Here is a 19,147-nt window from a genome sequence, read left to right on the forward strand (position 1 = left end):
TAGGGAGGGCACCATGAAAAATGATGTTCGGCGGCTATCTATTTTGTCAACTGATGAAATAGATGAACTGTTTGGATTACCTCATTTCTCAGATGATGATCGTCGATTATATTTTGACTTAAGTGCTAAAGAGCGCGAGCTATTCGACAATACCCGAACGTTTTCTGTGGCAGCCCATTTAGTATTGCAACTGGGCTATTTCAAAGCCAAACGGCAGTTTTTCAGTTATGAACAAGAATCGTCAGTACTAAATGACTTGGATTACATTGCCGCGCTGTACTTTCCCACCAAAACGCTTTCAAGACTGAAAAGTCCCTCAAGACCGATTAGGGCTGAACAACAACGAGCAATTCTTGATTTATTCCAGTATAAACAATGTGATAATGAGGTAAAAGTTGATTTGGAAGATAAAGCACAGCGGGTTGCGATGTTATCGACACAACCTATCTTTATCTTTCGTGAATTAACCCAATACTTAGCATTACACCGTATTGTCATGCCCAGTTATCGGTATATGCAAGAGATGATTGGTAGAGTGGTGGCTTATGAACGCACCCGTATTGCTCGATTACTTAGCACTTGCATGACTTCACTTATCGATCAGCAATTAGCGGCTTTGCTTCGGGCTGAGTCAGGAGTATTTCGCGTCAGCGCATTAAAACATGAAGCTAAAGATTTCAGTTATAAAGAATTGCGACATGAAGTCGCACGGCGGCAGTTTTTCCAGCCTCTACATGAGTTTGCCAAGCAGTTCCTCATAACAGCGGGGATCTCCAATGAAAGCGGCAAGTATTATGCTTCTATGGTTAAGTTTTATACCACTTATAAACTTCAACGCATGAAAAAAGAGACTGCACAGTTATATCTGCTGTTTTTTGCTTTTCATCGGTTTCAGCAAATTAATGACAACTTAATTGAAGCATTGCTCCATTGGGTCGATCAATACGAGAAACAGGCCAAGCGTGCCGCTGAAGAAGCAATGAATAATGCGGTTACCAATGCAGCGAAAAATTTACAGGCTGCGGGTCATGTATTGAGCCTGTTTACGGATGACACCATCACCGATGACACACCTTTTTCCATTATTAAAGAAAAAGCCTATGCATTGCTTGAACAAGAGAGATTCCCATTAGTTGCTGATTACTTACGCAATATTGCTTTCGACAAAACGGCATTTGAATGGTCACATTACACAAAATTATCCGCCACATTCAAACGTAACTTAAGGCAACTTTTTACTGATCTGGATTTTGCCGGACGTGTAGAAGACTCTCCTTTGCTTGAAGCTATCGCGTTTTTACAAAACTTATTGCGCACAGAAAAATCACCAAGGCAAACTGACCCTAATTCATTTCCGACTGAGATTATTCCTAAAGGTTTACGCCGATATTTGTTTAGTAAAGAGGGCAAAACATTTAAAACGCTTGATGTAGATCGCTATGAGTTTTTGGTCTATCGCCTACTACGCAACTCACTGGAAGCGGGTGATGTGTACGTTAAACATAGTAATGAATTTCGCCGCTTTGAAGATGACTTAATAAGCGATCTTAGATGGCAGGATAAAGAACGAGTATTGCAAGATATTGGTGCACCCATTTTATTGGCCCCTATCCAAGATACTCTGGCTGTATTTCATACTATGCTAGCAGCACGTTATAGTGCGATTAACCAACATATTTCTGATGGGGTCAACAAACATATTAAAGTAATTGGGGCTGCCGAAAAGCGTCGTTGGAAGCTGCTTTATCCGAGCAGTGATGAATCCGTTAATAGCGATTTTTACAGCCAGTTACCAGGAATTGGTATTGCGGATCTACTGTGGTTTGTTGCGGGTAATACTGGATTTTTAAATGCATTTACCCATGTATTAGATCGTTATGTAAAGCATGAAGCTGATCCCCGTGAAATTTTCGCCTGTATTGTTGCGATGGGAACAAACATGGGGTTAGCAAAAATGGCTGAGGTTTCAGGCCTTAGCTCAGCATCAATGGCGGGGACATCAAGAAATTATCTACGCTTGGAGACATTACGAGCGGCTAATGATGCGATTAGTAATGCGACCAGCCAGCTACCCGCATTTCATCTCTATGATATTCAGGACACACTTCATTCAAGTAGCGATGGTCAGCGGATAGAAACGCAAATTAACACCCTTAACGCTCGATATTCTCCCAAGTATTTTGGTTTACAGAAAGGTGTCAGCGCCTACACGTTGGTTGCAAATCATGTTCCTATAAATGCAAAGATTATTGGGACTCACGAACATGAAAGCCATTACGTTTTCGATTTATTGCATAACAATACCTCTGATATAAAGCCAGAACGGCATTCCACTGACACCCATGGCACCAATCAGGTTAATTTTTGGATTTTGCATGCATTTGGATATCATTTTGCACCTCGTTATCGTGATTTGCATAAGAAAATGGATACGTTAGTCGGCTCACAACATCCCAATGAGTGTGGTGACTGGCTAATAAAGCCTGCCCGAAAAACCAACGATGAATTGATTGAACGTGAATGGCCCAATATTCAACGGATCATGGCATCGCTAGCTCAAAAAGATGTTACTCAAGCCACGATTGTTCGCAAACTCTCGAGCTATTCGCGTCAGAATCAGACCAAGAAAGCATTATGGGAGTTGGAAAACATATGCCGAACGCTATACATTCTCGACTTTGTCGACGATGTTGGCTTACGTCAATGTGTACAAAAAGCATTAAATCGTGGCGAAGCCTATCATCGTCTTAGACGAGCAGTTGCATTTGTTAACGGTGGAAAATTCAGAGTAAAAACAGAAGAGGAGCAGCAAATATGGAATGAATGCTCTCGGCTCATCACCAACGCGGTCATTTACTACAACACAGTGCTGCTATCTCGTGTCTATGAACAGAAGCAAACAGTAGGAGATCAAAATGCACTGGCTCAGCTTCACAGTATTTCGCCCGTTGCATGGCAGCACATCAATATGTATGGCAATTTTGAGTTTAGTCCATCAACCTCAAAAATAGATATCGATGCATTGGTTGCTCGATATGCTGAACCAGAATATTGGAAGCAAGCGCTGATTGAGAACGAGAATTCAAGTGAGTGATTTTAGAATTTAAAGCTAACTTTACATTTTTGGCGCGTTGGGCAAATTTAGCCTATATCGCTTGCTGATAACGTGCAGTTCTCCCTTCAGGCGTGATTCATACAGCGGCCAGCCATCCGTCATCCATACCACGACCTCAAAGGCCGACAGCAGGCCCAGAAGACGCTCCAGCGTGGCCAACGTGCGTTCACCGAATACGTGCGCCACAACCGTCCTCCGTATCCTGTCATACGCGTAAAACAACCAGCGCTGGCGTGATTTAGCGCCGACGTAACCCCACTGTTCGTCCATTTCCGCGCAAACAATGACGTCACTGCCCGGTTGTATGCGTGAGTTTACCGACTGCGGCCTGAGTTTTTTAAGTGTCGTAAAATCGTGTTGAGGCCAACGCCCATAATGCGTGCACTGGCGCGACATCCGACGCCATTCATGGCCATATCAATGATTTTCTGATGCGTACCGGGTTGAGAAGCGGTGTAAGTGAACTGTAGCTGCCATGTTTTACGGCAGTGAGAGCAGAGATAGCGCTGATGTCCGGCAGTACTTTTACCGTTACGCACCACGCCTTCAGTAGCTGAACAGGAGGGACAGCTGATAGAAACAGAAGCCACTGGAGCACCTCAAAAACACCATCATACACTAAATCAGTAAGTTGGCACCATTACCGTTTTATCTGCTTATTAAAATGTACGTTTGAAAAAGTAGACTTCCTGCGGTACGTTTCATCAGTATCATTTCACACGATTTTTCACACAGTGCGCCGGACGTTTTCCGGCCCGGACGGAGCCCGTCATGACACTGATGCCCGATGATGGTCCGGAGCTGATCCGGTCGCCGGCTGTCATTCCGCAGGATGAAGAGTTTCTTCCGGCACTGGCCGGTGGCGATGCGCCGCTCAGTCCGGCCCGGGCCTACCTGCTGTCCCTGAATTCCCCCCGCAGCCGGCAGACCATGGCCTCGTTCCTGAATATCGTCGCCGGGATGCTCGGGTCTGTCTCCCTGGAGTCCTGTAGCTGGGGCAGCCTGCGGCGCCATCACGTGATGGCCGTGACCGAGCTGCTGCGCGACACCGGCCGGGCCACGGCCACCGTCAACACCTATCTTTCAGCACTCAAGGGAGTGGCGAAGGAAGCCTGGATGCTCAGGCTGATGGACGTGGAGAGCTTCCAGCACATCCGGGCGGTACGTAACCTGCGCGGTAGCCGCCTCCCGCGCGGCCGGGCCCTCCCGCCGGAGGAGATCCGCGCCCTGTTTGGCGCCTGTGAAGCAGATGAGTCCAGTATTGGTACCCGTGACGCGGCGATGCTGGGTGTCATTCTTGGCTGCGGCCTGCGACGCTCGGAGGCCGTGGGGCTGGACTTGCGTGACATTGTCACGCATGAGCGGGCACTACGTGTGCTGGGTAAGGGCAACAAGGAGCGCCTGGCCTATATGCCGGCCGGCACCTGGCAGCGGCTGCAGAAGTGGGTTGAGGAAGTTCGCGGGGAGAAGGAAGGGCCTCTGTTCACCCGCATCCGCCGCTTTGACACCCTGACGAACGACCGCCTGACCGATCAGGCGGTGTACCATGTCCTGCAGGTGCGCCAGCGCCAGGCCGGAATAGCGAAATGCGCCCCGCACGATCTGCGTCGAACCTTTGCCACCGCCATGCTGGATAACGGTGAAGACCTGATTACCGTGAAGGATGCGATGGGCCACGCCAGCGTCACCACCACCCAGCAGTACGACCGGCGGGGTGAGTCCCGCCTGCGCACGGCCCGCGATCGTCTGGACCTGATTTAATCCTTAACAAGTTATTAACTTATCAGATAATCATTTCATCGGACAGTCTGTGAGACGGGCATTTACCGTTGACTGAAAACCCGGTGTGTTTGAATCGCCACGCGTTTAACAGACACCTCAGAGTCATTTAAGATGACTTAAAGAGAGGTGCCCATGAGCGGTAAGCGTTATCCTGAAGAGTTTAAAACTGAAGCAGTCAAACAGGTTGTTGATCGCGGTTATTCTGTTGCCAGCGTTGCAACACGTCTCGATATCACCACCCACAGCCTTTATGCCTGGATAAAGAAGTACGGTCCGGATTCTTCCACTAATAAAGAACAGTCAGATGCTCAGGCCGAGATCCGCCGTCTCCAGAAAGAGCTGAAACGGGTTACCGACGAACGGGACATATTAAAAAAAGCCGCGGCGTACTTCGCAAAGCTGTCCGACTGAGGTACGCCTTTATCCGTGACAACTCCTGTTGCTGGCCTGTTCGCCTGCTCTGTCGGGTGCTGGATGTTCATCCCAGTGGTTTTTACGCCTGGCTTCAGCAGCCGCATTCACAACGCCATCAGGCAGACCTGAGACTGACAGGACAGATTAAACAGTTCTGGCTGGAATCGGGATGCGTCTATGGTTATCGCAAAATCCATCTGGATCTGCGTGACAGCGGGCAACAGTGCGGAGTAAACAGAGTCTGGAGACTGATGAAACGTGTCGGAATAAAGGCTCAGGTCGGATACCGAAGCCCGCGGGCACGTAAAGGCGAGGCCAGTATCGTGTCACCCAACAGGCTCCAGCGACAGTTCAATCCGGATGCTCCTGATGAGCGTTGGGTAACGGACATAACCTACATCAGGACCCACGAAGGCTGGCTGTATCTTGCCGTTGTTGTTGATCTGTTCTCACGCAAAATTATCGGCTGGTCCATGCAATCCCGGATGACAAAGGACATTGTCCTGAACGCACTGCTGATGGCTGTATGGCGGCGTAATCCCGAAAAACAGGTGCTGGTTCATTCGGATCAGGGCAGTCAGTACACAAGCCATGAGTGGCAGTCGTTCCTGAAATCACACGGCCTGGAGGGTAGCATGAGCCGTCGCGGTAACTGCCATGATAATGCGGTTGCAGAAAGTTTTTTCCAGTTGTTGAAACGTGAACGGATAAAGAAAAAGATCTACGGAACGCGGGAAGAAGCCCGCAGTGATATTTTTGATTACATCGAAATGTTTTATAACAGTAAGCGTCGGCATGGTTCTAGCGAACAGATGTCACCGACAGAATATGAAAACCAGTATTATCAACGGCTCGGAAGTGTCTAGATTATCCGTGGCGATTCAGTGGGAACACGTTTTCTCTGTCTCATCTGGATGCGCACGAAATCACCTTCAAAGGTGAAAAAGCCACTTACAAGTTCGTTGTAACTTATGGACTTCACTGCTTTGCAAAAGAGCAGACTGCATTCAACATTCCTGTTCTCTACAAAGATGGTCGGGAAGAGAAGAATATCTGCATGGAACGTTATGAAGCCTCTAAGCAAATCCGCAACATCCTCGTTAACCTTCCATCAATGTCGCTTTATCACACAGATGCTGAAAAATATTTCACGCTGCATATGATGAATAGTGCCACCAAACAGATAGAACCCTATAAAATTTGTGTGGCATTTTTTAAAGAGAACCGCTTGCTACGAATGCATATCTTGTCTGCCTTCTTCGTTCGTACAGGTCCTGGCGCTCCGGGTGTAGCTATACCTAACAAGCCATTAAGCTTGTTTAAAGTAGCAATGGATACAGACAGAAAACCACGAAACTCCGGGAAGCCAAAAGAAGCAAACAACAGATAGAGGATCTGTGTGTTGAAAGAGGCGGCCCCCTTTCGGGGGCCTCAGCCATTCAATGACGAATCAATGAACGGGGCAGGTCGCAATTGCTTCGGAACTGGCCGAACCATCTCTGGCTGCGGGATGCGATTCAGTTATCTGAAACCCTGTAACCATCCGGTTTCAATACACCATTCAATCCATAACTACTGATTGTCTGGTTAGTATTGATGATTACTATACTATTGTGACTAACCAGTCCCCGCAAGCCCACTCCTGTTCATAGCTATTCACTACAGTTCAGTGAACATCATTGATCCGTGAATGCACTGCATTGTGCCTGTATCAGCAACCAGCGGCTCCAGGAAACAACTTCGGTTGTGTAAACTGAATCCGCGTCACAAATGACATAAAATCGCGCTGAGGGCTTTCTGCGGCGTTTAAACCATATAAAAAATATTCAAAATTTTTATGCGCAAAATGCATGAAAAGCACTTTTTGCACAATAACACTGACTAATAATACTGGCTAAACCCTGTACCGGTTCGCTGTAGTTCGCAGCATTTGAGCTCAATGTCTCATAATAATTAAGTGGTGAAAGGCTTCTTCTCAGGCAGAAATGGCGTCGCTGCGTCACTTCCGTTAAAGTGCGACTTGCTGGTTGTCCTGCTTCTCCTTCTGAACCGGGGTGGTTTGGAACTGCGGGATGGCCGGCAGCTTACTCGTTCACTTTTTCTGGCTAGAAACGTATATCCCCCCCATTTTTACCCTGAGTAATTTTTAACAGGAAGCTCAAGAGAACAGAATGGCATTTACATGCGAATGCCGAATGACATCCTCTGGCGGGAGAATGCCTTCTTCCGGGTATTTACTTCGCGGCTGCGGCTTTACGCATGGCAGCCTGCAGTCTGTCAGCGGTTACGGCTTCCGGGAAAACAGTAATGGTGTCGGGTGTGGCACCACTGACCGGCATCACGATAATCCCGGGTGTTCCGGTGAGGCCGAGCGATTCTGCCAGGCTGCTGTTTTTCTCAAGGGATGCGGTATTATCGTCCTGCGCTGGCGTTGCCAGTCCGGCTTTTGACGCCGCCGCCCTGATATCGCTCTCTGTCAGGGCGCCCTCGTTGTGGCCAGTGGCGTAAAGGGCGTTATGGTAGGTCACATACGCCTGTGCTCCTTTCTGTTTCCAGACAGACAGCCCCTGCTGTGCGGCCTGAAGAGATTCTGGCCAGCGGCTGCCAAAGATAGGCCATTCCTTAAAGACATAGCGGACATCCGGTTGTGCTTTCATGACTTTTTCCAGCTCCGGCGCGAAGCGGTTGCAGAACACGCACTGGTAATCAAAAAACTCGATGACTGCCACTTTCGCCTTTTCCGGGCCGAAGGCCGGGGTATCAGGGTCCTGCAACAGAGTGGTCTGATTATCCATCACGCTGAGTGCAAACATCTTCTGCTTCCGTTCCTGCTGCTGAGCCTGAAGTTTTTGGCTAACCGTGACCAGTATTTCCGGGTGAGCCACCAAGTAATTTGCCGCTATTTCCCCGATCCTGGCTTCCTGCTCCGGGCTGAATACCGGCTGAGGATCTGAGGCGTGGGCGGTAAAACCAAAGCCAATGTATGTTGTAACTATTAATGCCGCTATTGTGTTTACTTTCATTGCTGAACTCTCATGTTTAAAGGGGGATTAACGTTCTTTCTGAATGGTACGACTGAGGGTCTGTTCGTCATGTTCCGGCATACGCCCACGTTCGCCGATATCCGGCTGGCGAATAATATCCCGCTCACTGTTGGCCAGTTCATTCACAATACGATTTGCCACTGCCCGTTCTGTCGCAGTCTTCCCGAGCAGTGGTTCATTGTCAGCCCTGGCCTGACGGTCTGTTTCATCTTTGCTGATGCTGTCGGCACTGACGACCCTCCTTAGCAAGCTTCTGTCAGGGACATCCGGTTCATTTCGTTCCTCAACAGACAGCATCTCCGGTGTGAGGCGAAGCGCCTCCTCAGCAGGCAGAACAATACGTTCCGGCATCTCTTTCACCTCACTGTCGATTCTGGCGGCCTTACTCAGCAGTTCTTTCTCTGCCAGATGCGTTGTTTCCTCCTGGCCACGGATCAGTTTGCTTTCTGAAACGGTATCCTGCGGAACACCACCGCTGACCCTGAGCAGCCATGAGGACGGTGCTTCATCGCTGGTCTGCAATACCACACCGTCCTTTGGATGGTTGCGGACAGCATCGAGCGCGGCAGTCAGGTCACTGACCACAATCGTGTTTCCGGACTGACTTCGCTGTAACACGGCCCCCCGGGCCTGTTCTGTGGCTATCATGCGGGTGTCGCCCTGCGTCATACGACCTTCCGGACCGGGAACCAGAGAAACCAGGGCAAGACCGGCACTTTTGCCATTGTTGTCATACACCGGCAGCGCCAGTGCAGGCTCCGGGAATCGCCGGGTTGCCGGGATAACTTTCGCCGTCAGGGACGCCTCCTGCATCCCCTGATGCCGCACCCAGGCTCGACCAATTGCAGTTTTACTGACTGGCTGCCCCATTGCCCAGATGGCTTTTGCCTGCTTACGCTGCGTTTCGGGTGCCAGCGCATCGTGGGCCGTTTTGATATCGCGCTCTGGTGATTTGACCGCCTTAACCCACTTCTCTTTTCCGTCGGTGTAAATCTGGACGTGCTCCTTCACACGTGAAGTGGAGATATAGAACGCGCGGCGGGTGGCCAGCGCCTTACGCCCCTCTTCTGTCCCCTCAAGTGCGATGACGTAATCGGTGCTCGCCCCCTGTGCCCCATATCCGGTGACTGCCCAGCCGTAGTCGATATGCTGCTGCGCCCGGACATTCTGCGGGTTGATGGTGACGCGCCCGTTATCGCCTCTGAGACTGATATGCCCTGTCTCACTGACCGATTCCACCGTGTAGCGCTGATTGGCCATCTGACCCAGCTCCTTGTCGGTCGCCGTGTATTTAAGCAGGTCGCCGGCGCGGACCTCCATCTCGCTGCGGCTGAACAGCTGCACATCGCCCGTAATGAGTTGTTTTGGCGAATACAGCCCGATTTTGCCCTCTTCGTCACGGACAGTGACCGTGTTGCCGTTGCGGTCAACGGCCACCACATCCTGGTAGCGGTCGCCGCGTTTCACCACCATGCCGGTCTGCCATGCCGCTGTCTTGTTAAACTCATGACGGGTATGGGTGATTTTGTTCAGCACCGGAACGGTGATGGCCTGCTCACCCAGTTCACCCCGGCTGGCCATCTGTGAATGGATACCGGCATTTACGGCCTGACGGTCGGCGTTCAGCTCGGTGATGATAAGCGTCTGTGCCCGGGCAGCTGGCGTGCGGCCAATCCAGTCCGCCACAATATCGGCCACTGGCGTTTCCGTTTCCTGAAAGGGGCTGGCAGGCAGCGTTGCCCCTTCCGTTCTGGCCACGCGGTCAGCCGGCTGCGCCTCAATACGCGTCAGGGCGGCATCGATCCGGTTATCAATGATGTCGTGGACGGCACCACGCAGCTGCACATCCTTCTGACGGACAATCTGTTTCATGATGGCCACGTCCATCGGACTGCGCTCCTGCATCAGCTTAAAGGGCGCACCCACATCCACAGATTCGAACTGGTCGATGTCTCCCATTGATACCGCGCGGCCACTGCCGTTCGCTATCGCCTGGAACAGGGCCGCCGTGTCCTGGTTACCTGCCATCGAGGACTCATCAATAAGAAACAGCTGCCCTCTGTAGTCGGGTTTCTCACCCGCAGCCGTTGCCTGATCATGCTCCACGATAAAGGATTTTATGGTCTGTGCCCGGACACCCACATCATTCATCTCTTTTACGGCCTGGTGCGTCGGGGCAAGCCCCGTCAGTTCCGGTCGCACATCAGAGGGGAGCGTCTCCAGCGCCCCCTTCACGGCCTTCATTTGCGTGGTTTTCCCCACCCCCGCGTATCCCTGAATCCCGATAAACCGGTCAGTGGTTCCCAGAACAAGGGTTGTGGCCGCTTTCTGGCCGCCGGTCAGACCGTTCAGCACCGCGTCAGGGATCTGTTCCAGCAGCGGCTGCTGCGTGTTTTTCCCCTCGCTCACCACGCGCAGAATGGCCTTTTCCATCTCCCAGGTCGCGCGGGCAACCAGCATGGGTTCGCCCCCGGCCGATACCTGAAGCAGCTCCCCCGCTTTAATCATCGCGCCAATCTCATGCCCCACGGAATCGAGATCCGGGTGATATTTCTCAGTCTGGGTTGCCAGCTTCAGTTCGCTGAACACCACATCGCGCTGGTCGTTAATGGCACGCCATACCGCCAGTCCGGCTTCCGTTCTGACATTGTCGTGCAGGGAGCCAACGGCTTCGCTGACATCTTCACGGCCACTCAGACTGCGGACCAGCTGCACAGGTGAGGTGCTGGTTTTCATACGCTGAAGCCGCGCTTCTGCCCGGTCCTGTACCTCAGCAGTAAACACTTCCGCGCGATGGCCACTCTGTGCCAGTGAGTTCATGGTCTGTGTCGAGATATCCCGGCTGTTCAGCGCCGCGAGAACGACGCCGGTATCGTTATCCCGTCCGCCTGGCGCAGTGACATAAGCGTGAGAGAGGTAAAGTGGCTGGTCCACGGGAAGCGTCAGGGTGGAGTCCCCGCGCCTGACTTCTATACCTTTTTCGCTGATACCGGCGACCTCCAGGCGGTCCTTTGCCTTCAGGCTGTGTTCGCGGTCGCCCGCCACGGCCAGCAGTTTCTCACCGGTGGCCACATTCAGGGTTTCGCGGTTGAACAGACGCCAGTCAGCGCTGACATCCCCGATTTTCATCCGGGTCAGCACGCCATCGCCGTCAATAAGAGAAAGCACCCGCGTGTCTTCATGCACCCGGTCAATCACATACGACTTACGCTCTTTTGCATCACTGCGATCCTCAAGCACCATACCTGCGCGGTATGAGCCGGTCATCCTGCGGGTTTTACTGTCCAGCCAGACCGGTTGACGCGCCTCGATATCCACCCCATCCCGTCCCAGCTGGCCGGCATTCTGTAACGCATCACGTACCAGTCCGGTCAGCTGCGCCTGTTCCCGCTTGCCGACCACGACAGCGGTGACGTTTTCACTTCCGCCGCTCAGCTCTGCAAAGCGGCTGGCCAGCGCCTCATAGCGATCACGTTTGACCGGGATGCTGATAACCTCCGCCTCCAGCCCTGGCGCAGGCTCCGTGCGGCGGGAACGGGATACCCCGGCGGACTCCAGCACCGACATGGCGTTGCCGTTCGCCTGACGTCCCGCGCTGTCGAGGAAGACCAGCTGTGCATCCTGCGCACGGGCTTCGCCGAGCAGGACCAGCGTTTCTTTCAGCCCCAGACGCTCGGCCCCTTCAATAATCAGGGTGCTCTGCGGTTTAAGATGAAAATCGCCGCTCAGGACATGCTGGCGACTGATAATACGCTCGCGCAGATCATCGGTTCTGGCGAGCGAAATGGCACGCTCCGCAGAGCTGGCCAGCACCTGCACATCGCGCCCGAGCGCGGTGGAAATCCCGGTCAGCTGCGCGGTCAGGTCACGAATGCCGGCAACCCCGGACGGCGCGTTCATCAGAACCAGAGAATCCTTTTCCACCACGTCCAGAGCCGGCGGGGCGTACTGCTCAGGCCGGGTGAAGCTGACGACTTTCGTGGATTTGAGGTGCTCCTGGCTGAGCGCCTGAATGGACAACTCATCCAGCAGGTGTATACGGGAGGTGAACACCCCTTTCTCACTGTCCAGCGGCACAATCATGCCGTCTTTCAGCGAGGCATCGATGGCGTCACGAATGGCCTGGATAGCCGGCAGCTGCTCACTCAGTTCAGCAGTGGTCAGCATCAGTTCCCCGAATGTGAAGCGGGTCTTGCTGTCACTCAGTTGTGAGATGGCCATCCTTACCGCGTCTGCCACGTCCGGCAGCGGGACCTCAGCGGGCACCGACAACACCGGCGGAGACGTCCTGCCGGGTGAAAGATTTTGAGTGAGCGAGGGGGATGACTGACTCACGCTGTCAGGCTGTTGTGGTTCTGGCTGGCGCGCCGGGGTATCCCGCACCGCCGGTGCGGCGTCCACCTGCGGGCTTTTCTCTGTCCGGGTGGCCTTTTCGGGTTGTGTTCCTGCTTCCGGCTCAGCCCGTACAGGCATGACTGGCGATACCCGTTCCGGCTGTGGAGGCGTATCGCGCTGCCCGGCATCGCGCGGCTCCACACTCTCCTGATAGGCCTTCAGGTCAAAGCCTTTTTCCTTCATTTGCCCGAGCCAGCGCTCCATCAGCCGGAGGCGGGACGGATCGACCTTTGCGCGGCGCGTGTCTTTCGCGGCCACATCCCGGCTGCGCAGTGTGGCCTCTGCCCCCACTGCCCCCTGAATTTCCCGGCCACGGGAGGAGTATTCTTCCCGGACCTCTTCCGGGATACCCTTAATCTCCCAGAGTCCGTTTTTACCCGTTTCTTCCACTTCATGACCGAGCGATTCAACCTGCTGACGAAGGGCGCTGCGGTAAATTTTGCCGAGCGTGACCTGGTGTTTCATGACGGTTTCGATAAAACCGGCGTTATGGATGTAATCAGTGGCCAGCGCTTTCCATTTCCCTCCGGACTCCGTCATGTTGGCGATCAGCAGGTGGGTGTGCAGCTGCGGGTCAAGGTTGCGGGAGGTGTCATGGGTGTAGGCGGCGGCCACCATCTTGCCGGTGTGCACAATGGAGGTAACACCGTCTTTGGTATCGCGCGCGGAAATGAGTTTTTCCACATAGCCTGCGGCCACACGAACGGCATGGTTGTGTGCTTCCAGCATGGCTTTATCGTTGCCGATTAAGGCCAGAATGGAGACGCTTTTCGGAGCGGAAAAGGTCAGGTCATGGCCCGGGCGGTGGACGTGCTGTCCGTTAACCTCCTTGCCAAGCCGTGAGCCGTCCGGCAGACGGCCCTCAAGCACGGCCGTCAGGTCATCCCCACGGACATTGCCCTCAAGGCCCAGTTCTTTTGCGCCTTCACCCATCCACAGGCTCTGGAGGCTGCCCAGAAAATAGTAGTTATCGGAATTGCTGTAGTAACCGGCGGCCTCGCCGGCTGATGCTACGGGGGCGACTGACATCATAATTCTTGCTCTCTGTCGTAATAACGCTGGTCGTTTTCGTCGTAACCCGGGTCGTCCGCGTCACGGTGAAGTAAAATGTTTTCTTCTTCCTGCGCCAGCTGGCGGTTAGTCCGGTGTTCGTCCGCTGGCGCGTCAGGTGGCAGACTCTTTCCGGCCGTGGTCACGGTCAGTGCCCCGTCAGGCTGTACGGCCACCTTCATCTCCAGGTTCATGGATTCACCACCGGCGCTATCCTCTGTCTGCTGATCACTGTCACCCGATGCAGGACGCTGACGCGCCCTGTGCAACATGCCCAGTGGCGATGCGGCAGGTTGTTCTGGCACGGAGTGGCGGTTACGCAGGGTTTTCAGGGCATCAGGCAGTGAAGCGGCAGAGTCAGCAGCAGGTGCTGACGTTGTCGTGTCGGGGGATGCTGCAGGCGGTGTATTCAACATCACTGCCTCTTTCAGTGGTCCGGAGGGGCGCAGTGATACAACGTTATCTTTTCTCTCTTCTGTGACATGCGCTGTCACTGTGTTGTGATTCTGCGTCTCCGGTTTCTCCGCCACAGGCTCCCGTTCAGGCAGCTGCTCTTGTTCAGCCTGAACGACACTGACCGGTTTTTGTCTGGTGACTGTGGGTGTACTTGCTGGTACATCGTGGGGTTTACCCGCTGGTTCAGACGCAGACACCGCTTTGGTTGCAGTCTCGCTACCCTTTTCCATCAGCTCATCACCGGTCGGGAATGTCAGCCCGGCAGCAGTCGTCGCGCGCTCATTCTCCAGGATAACCTTCTCCAGCTCCGGACTCAGCGCGTCACGGATGTTGCGTTCCATCAGACCAGCATGGCGTTTTTTGAATGGCCGGTATTTCAGCTTCAGCCGCACCACCGGGTATTCACCCGGCAGACGCACATAGAAATTAAGGTTAGGCAGGCGCATGATCTGCTCATAATCAACGACCGGGTTGTTGACTTTGTCCTTGCCCAGCGACACCCCGTCACGAACCTGATCCAGACCGTAGCTGTTCTGCTCGCGGATTTCGCGTTTACGCTGATTACCCAGTTCCTCTTCCACCACTTTGGCCATTTCCGCACTCGGGGAACGGCCATACATACGGGTGTTCATCAGGTCGAAGATGCTTTTGGCCAGCTCACGACCGTAGACGTGAACCAGCTGCGCCATGTTCTGCATCCCCAGCACAAAACAGCCACCGAATTTACGCGCTTCCGCCAGGGTTTCGGCCAGCTCCGGGATGCGTTGCAGACTCGGGGTTTCGTCGATAATGAACCACACACGTCGCTCGCTGTTCTCCCCCATGCTTTGTAACATCAGCGTGGCCAGTGACACCCACAGGGAGATCAGCGGTCGCACACTTTTGCGGTGGCGGGCCTGGGTGGAGATAAACAGCCAGCTGTTGTCGTAACGCGCCTGGGTCATCCACTCACGAATGGTGAACGGAGGTTTCGTTCCGTCATCCAGCCCTTGCAGGTAGCGCAGCGCTTTGGCGTAGTTGGTCACCACCGAGCGAATGGAGATGGCCGTTTTCTCAATTTTCTCCTCAACCAAGTTGGCTGACGGTGTGTTGGCCAGGTAGCCACGCAGGCTTTTCATGCTGAGCGAAAGCAGGGTTTTGAGGAATTTCTCTATGCTTCTCTCTGGGTCAACTGACATGCGGATGGCGAGGTCAGCGAAAATGGTGCGCGAACTGGACACCCAGAACGGGTCGGACTCGCCTTCCACAGGAATGAGGCTGGCAGCCAGGTTGTCGTAGTCGACGGCATCGATACACTCCCCCCACATCTGCCAGTTGGCACAGCGCTCATCGTGGGCATTGAGAATGAAGTCGGTATCCGGGTTGTAATGGGTTTCGGTGAAGGTACAGCCAGAATCGTAGATAATGGCCCTGTCGCCACGTTTGCGTATGTAATCAAGCAGCCAGCGAATGAGGGTCGATTTACCCACCCCGATAGTGCCGTGCATCAGGAAGTTCAGCACCTCAGCCATCCTGACCATGTGCAGGTCCCCCACACGCAGATCGGACAGCTCGCCATTTTTACGCAACAGTTTGTTGACCTCGGCGGGTTTGTCGGTCAGCTGCATCCCGGAAATGTATTCGTCCTCACTCTCCTTTCGGCCGATATCGGCGATAAACCAGGTAACGGCCACAAACACCACCATACTGAAGATGCCGCTGGCGCCGGCCGCCCACTCCAGTTCATTCAGGACCTGTTCACCCATAGCCTGCATGTACGGATCGGTGTAAATCTGCGGCAGGGTCATTTTGAGAACCATTGCCGTCGAGGTCGGGGCATACCAGTAGTGCACGTCATAGATTTTCGGCGTGCCCGTGGCCGGCATCAGATCGATAAAACTGCTGTTGATGCTGGCAAACCACCACAGAGAGCCGTTATCGAGGGCTTCCTGCGGGATACGCCAGAGAAAGATGGCACTGGTCACTACGGCAAACAGGATGAAGATCCAGAAGCCTATCCAGTTGTTCACCTGAATGAACATGCGCCAGCGATAGGCGGTCATCTGCCCGCCCTGGGTGAGGTTTTTTCCTGCGAAGCTCATAATTGTAATGTCCGGCAGCCATCCCATCACCAGAGAGGTAATGTGACTACAGTAAGGGGTTAATAATTGAGAATCCGGCGCTCGCCGCAGACATGACTGCGTCAGACGCAGTCATGCGAGGACGCGAAATTGCTGGGGATTTCCGTAGAGCACTTACGCGCCAGAGTTAAGAACACACCCCTGTAGCTCGTAAGACACCTGGCAATGCGCTATATTTATGCGCATAGTTAATGCACATGAGAACATGCGTATGAATACCACTCCGCGCCCACGCAAGAAGAGCACTAATATTTCGCTGGATGTATCACTTGTTGAAGAAGCGAAGACATTAAACATCAACCTTTCATCCACGCTTAATTCAGCGCTGGAAGATGTCGTACGGCTTAAACGCCAGGCGATGTGGCGAGAGGAAAACAAAACGGCCATCGAAGCCAGTAATCGCTTTGTGGAGGAACATCTCATACCCCGGAGCAGTGACGGGTTGAGGGTTATAAAATGAATCAGGGAACAATTTTTCGCAGACCGGATAACCCTGACTATCCCTATTTTGTCATTGCTCAGTCAGAACCACTGGAAAGCCTGAATACGCGGGTTATCATCCCGTTTGTACGCTGGCGACCAGCACTCCCGGGCATGAGCAAAATCAATCCGATTGTTGTTATCGGAGATGAGAAATACATTCTGATGACACACCTCATCCAGACCGTTTATCTGCACGAACTGAACGAAGAAGACATTCACAGTTACCGCGCGGAGCTACGCGATACTCTCGTCAACGCGGTGGATTTTCTGGTAACCGGGAGTTGAAGGAGGTTTCAGGTGCGCCAGTCGATCAGCGCACCTGACTGACGGTCAGGAGCCGATATCGACACCATGCTGCTGCATACAGTTACGCCATGCGCTGCCCGGCACACCATTATCAAGAAGGGTAGCTTCCACGTAAGGAAGCCAAGTTTGCTTACCTTCTTTTAACGCCACTCCGCCAGCGCGGGCAACCACCCCGTCTTCTTTACGAATTCCCAGGTGATTAACCGTGCCGGATTTCCCTTTTGCGATGGAATCAATTTTATTCACACACTCCTCAGCCACCTGCTTATCAGGATTTTCTGTATTCTTTTGGGAAGAACATCCTACAACCACCAAACTCAGCCCTACTGTCATGATGAACTGGCTTATTTTTTTCATTTTTAACTCCTGAAGTCAGGGCGAGAAAACCCGCCCTGAAAATTACATAATCCCGGCAATAGATTTTGCCAGCTGAGCTTCCAGAACGGGCTGCGCCTCTTCAAACTTGAGGTTCACCTTGTTGGCGTTGGACACCACACGGGTCTGGTATTTGGCGCGGTTGCCCTGCTCGGTGCTGGTCTGGACCTTAACGCCTGACGTTCCCTGCTTCAGAGCCGCGATATTGTCTGTAGTAACCGTTGCCTTGCTGTGTTCGGAAATTTGCAGGTCTGTCACCATCGTATAGTTGATGTCTTCGACCATCGCATCCGCCGCCATACCAATCAGGCCACTGGCCAGTCCCACACCCAGGGTTGCGCCGGCTGACGTCGAGTTATACGCCGTAATGCCCGCGCCCAGTGCCGCACCCATTGCCGCACCTTCATAACCCGTTTTCAGGAATCCCTGCGATTCACGCAGGTCCATTTTCTCGGCTTTCAGCACGTTAGCCTGAATCCAGTAGTAGGCTGTGTCCGGAGAGCTGGACACGCGGTAGCCTTTGGCAGCAAGCTCACTGGTGATCTTCGTCTGAAGACCAGACATGTCCTTGTCGGAAGTATTACGGATCTGAAGATAGACTGTTTTCTCTGATGATGGCTCCAGCCAGATGGTTTCACTCATCTGTGTTTTCACATCGAGGTTACGCTTTTTCACTGCGGTGGACATGGCACCACAACCAGAAAGCGCCAGTGCAGAAGCGATCAGGCCAACAACGGCTAATTGTTTTAATTTCATGAGTTCATCCTGTGCATAGAAATACATCCCCGTTAGCGAGGTACAGCTAACAGGAATGTTATCGGCTGATTTGAATGGATATTTATATAAACAGAAGTGTTAATGCTGGTTGGTGCATTAAAAAGGGGGCTTATGCCCCCTTTTTCTCAGTAACCCCGATTAGGGTCATATGTGCTTGATGGTTCGTTGAAGTTTGTACCCCAACTGTTTCCGTGTACATCCAGACCAGAGATACCACCAACCATCGGCATTCCTGATGTAGGATTTATAATTAAATCTGTATTACTAAAAGAATGGTTAACAGATTGGACTGATGAACTTACATCAAATCCAGTAACATCACTGGATGAAAATTCAGCGAACTGAAGGCCCTTACTCATCGAAATTGATTGGAACCTGGCAGCATCAAAGTCATTCAATCTGTATGCTTTAGCCCCACGAATTTCGTATAAATGGCCGGTATCTTTATCTCTTAGTAGGTTAAGTCCTTTCTTACCGTAACCAAAGATCACTGCGGACGCCCCCATAATTACTGCCATTGATAGATAAAGATATGCTGGCTCGTTCCATAAGAGATATAGGCATACTAACTGCATTAATACGGTAATAAAAACGCGCGGGATTATTGAATTTACCGAATTACCATATCCATTCTTGTCAGATTTACGTAGAAGATAAAGAAGCGGAAATGCTATCAAAGTACCTAATACATACATACCAGCCAATGCGAACCAATCTTCGCTGTTATAAACCCTGTGATAGGGTATTACATCATGCACTAACGGTAAGCCTGCATAGATCATTAAGACAGGAAAATAAGCAATTTTACTTAAATTACCTTTTATCATACC

12 protein-coding genes and 1 pseudogene are annotated in these 19,147 nt (G+C 52.4%); 6 read left to right on the forward strand and 7 right to left on the reverse strand.

From position 1 onward, the window contains the following. Positions 1-13: 13 nt before the first annotated feature. On the forward strand, positions 14-3,094 hold the full coding sequence (locus WM95_RS26085) for a Tn3 family transposase (protein ID WP_011787830.1): 3,081 nt from the start codon (positions 14-16) through the stop codon (positions 3,092-3,094). A gap of 54 nt (positions 3,095-3,148) precedes the next feature. On the opposite strand, the pseudogene WM95_RS26090 reads toward WM95_RS26085, so the two are convergent. Beyond that, a pseudogene (locus WM95_RS26090) lies at positions 3,149-3,705 on the reverse strand (IS1 family transposase); the annotation flags it as partial. A gap of 181 nt (positions 3,706-3,886) precedes the next feature. On the opposite strand from WM95_RS26090, the gene WM95_RS26100 reads away from it, so the two are divergent. The 3 genes from WM95_RS26100 (at position 3,887) to WM95_RS26110 (ending at position 6,701) form a co-directional block, all read left to right on the forward strand. After that, positions 3,887-4,876 carry a tyrosine-type recombinase/integrase gene (locus tag WM95_RS26100; protein ID WP_088545061.1) on the forward strand — a complete coding sequence of 330 codons (990 nt, stop codon included), beginning with the start codon at positions 3,887-3,889 and terminating at the stop codon, positions 4,874-4,876. A gap of 153 nt (positions 4,877-5,029) precedes the next feature. Continuing rightward, positions 5,030-6,177, forward strand: a protein-coding gene (locus WM95_RS26105) for an IS3 family transposase (RefSeq protein ID WP_085949497.1) whose coding sequence is annotated in 2 segments (ribosomal slippage) — positions 5,030-5,267 and positions 5,267-6,177 — 1,149 coding nt in all. Because the reading frame shifts where the segments join, the coding sequence is not laid out codon by codon here. 191 nt (positions 6,178-6,368) lie between these two features. Further along, a complete protein-coding gene (locus WM95_RS26110; protein WP_181008684.1) occupies positions 6,369-6,701 on the forward strand; it encodes a hypothetical protein in 333 nt (110 codons plus the stop codon). Between the two features lie 844 nt (positions 6,702-7,545). Here WM95_RS26110 and WM95_RS26115 read toward each other — a convergent pair. From WM95_RS26115 to traD, 3 genes are read right to left on the reverse strand one after another with little or no spacing between them, the layout of a single operon-like run. Next, entirely contained in the window at positions 7,546-8,334 is a 789-nt protein-coding gene (locus WM95_RS26115; protein WP_088545062.1) for a DsbA family protein, read from the reverse strand. Between the two features lie 27 nt (positions 8,335-8,361). Next, complete coding sequence (gene traI / locus WM95_RS26120) at positions 8,362-13,782, reverse strand: conjugative transfer relaxase/helicase TraI (RefSeq protein WP_088545063.1); 5,421 nt, start codon at positions 13,780-13,782, stop codon at positions 8,362-8,364. Next, entirely contained in the window at positions 13,779-16,337 is a 2,559-nt protein-coding gene (gene traD / locus WM95_RS26125; protein WP_088545119.1) for a type IV conjugative transfer system coupling protein TraD, read from the reverse strand. The genes traI and traD overlap by 4 nt, the downstream gene beginning before the upstream one ends. Positions 16,338-16,587: 250 nt before the next feature. On the opposite strand from traD, the gene WM95_RS26130 reads away from it, so the two are divergent. Together WM95_RS26130 and WM95_RS26135 are read left to right on the forward strand one after the other, a co-directional pair. Continuing rightward, the gene (locus WM95_RS26130) at positions 16,588-16,836 is read left to right on the forward strand and encodes a type II toxin-antitoxin system CcdA family antitoxin (RefSeq protein WP_088545064.1); all 249 of its coding nucleotides are present in this window, start codon (positions 16,588-16,590) and stop codon (positions 16,834-16,836) included. Beyond that, on the forward strand, positions 16,833-17,144 hold the full coding sequence (locus WM95_RS26135) for a CcdB family protein (protein ID WP_088545065.1): 312 nt from the start codon (positions 16,833-16,835) through the stop codon (positions 17,142-17,144). Before WM95_RS26130 ends, WM95_RS26135 begins: the two co-directional genes overlap by 4 nt. Before the next feature lie 45 nt (positions 17,145-17,189). Here the strand turns inward: WM95_RS26135 and WM95_RS26140 are convergent, their stop codons facing one another. The 3 genes from WM95_RS26140 to WM95_RS26150 all read right to left on the reverse strand — a co-directional run bounded on the left by WM95_RS26140 (position 17,190) and on the right by WM95_RS26150 (position 19,144). Next, on the reverse strand, positions 17,190-17,522 hold the full coding sequence (locus tag WM95_RS26140; protein WP_088545066.1) for a hypothetical protein: 333 nt from the start codon (positions 17,520-17,522) through the stop codon (positions 17,190-17,192). Between the two features lie 42 nt (positions 17,523-17,564). After that, positions 17,565-18,296 (reverse strand): conjugal transfer complement resistance protein TraT, encoded by a 732-nt coding sequence (gene traT / locus WM95_RS26145; protein WP_088545067.1) that lies wholly within the window; start codon positions 18,294-18,296, stop codon positions 17,565-17,567. A gap of 146 nt (positions 18,297-18,442) precedes the next feature. Further along, positions 18,443-19,144: a hypothetical protein gene (locus WM95_RS26150; protein WP_088545068.1), complete on the reverse strand. Its 702-nt coding sequence runs from the start codon at positions 19,142-19,144 to the stop codon at positions 18,443-18,445. Positions 19,145-19,147: the final 3 nt, after the last annotated feature.

Source organism: Enterobacter cloacae complex sp. ECNIH7, assembly GCF_002208095.1.
GTDB classification, from domain to species: Bacteria; Pseudomonadota; Gammaproteobacteria; order Enterobacterales; family Enterobacteriaceae; genus Enterobacter; species Enterobacter cloacae_M.

Coding starts and splice junctions, on each gene's coding strand:
- WM95_RS26085 (WP_011787830.1), top strand. CDS start 14: ATGAAAAATGATGTTCGGCGGCTATCTATTTTGTCAACTGATGAAATA.
- WM95_RS26100 (WP_088545061.1), top strand. CDS start 3,887: ATGACACTGATGCCCGATGATGGTCCGGAGCTGATCCGGTCGCCGGCT.
- WM95_RS26110 (WP_181008684.1), top strand. CDS start 6,369: ATGGAACGTTATGAAGCCTCTAAGCAAATCCGCAACATCCTCGTTAAC.
- WM95_RS26115 (WP_088545062.1), bottom strand. CDS start 8,334: ATGAAAGTAAACACAATAGCGGCATTAATAGTTACAACATACATTGGC.
- traI (WP_088545063.1), bottom strand. CDS start 13,782: ATGATGTCAGTCGCCCCCGTAGCATCAGCCGGCGAGGCCGCCGGTTAC.
- traD (WP_088545119.1), bottom strand. CDS start 16,337: ATGAGCTTCGCAGGAAAAAACCTCACCCAGGGCGGGCAGATGACCGCC.
- WM95_RS26130 (WP_088545064.1), top strand. CDS start 16,588: ATGAATACCACTCCGCGCCCACGCAAGAAGAGCACTAATATTTCGCTG.
- WM95_RS26135 (WP_088545065.1), top strand. CDS start 16,833: ATGAATCAGGGAACAATTTTTCGCAGACCGGATAACCCTGACTATCCC.
- WM95_RS26140 (WP_088545066.1), bottom strand. CDS start 17,522: ATGAAAAAAATAAGCCAGTTCATCATGACAGTAGGGCTGAGTTTGGTG.
- traT (WP_088545067.1), bottom strand. CDS start 18,296: ATGAAATTAAAACAATTAGCCGTTGTTGGCCTGATCGCTTCTGCACTG.
- WM95_RS26150 (WP_088545068.1), bottom strand. CDS start 19,144: ATGATAAAAGGTAATTTAAGTAAAATTGCTTATTTTCCTGTCTTAATG.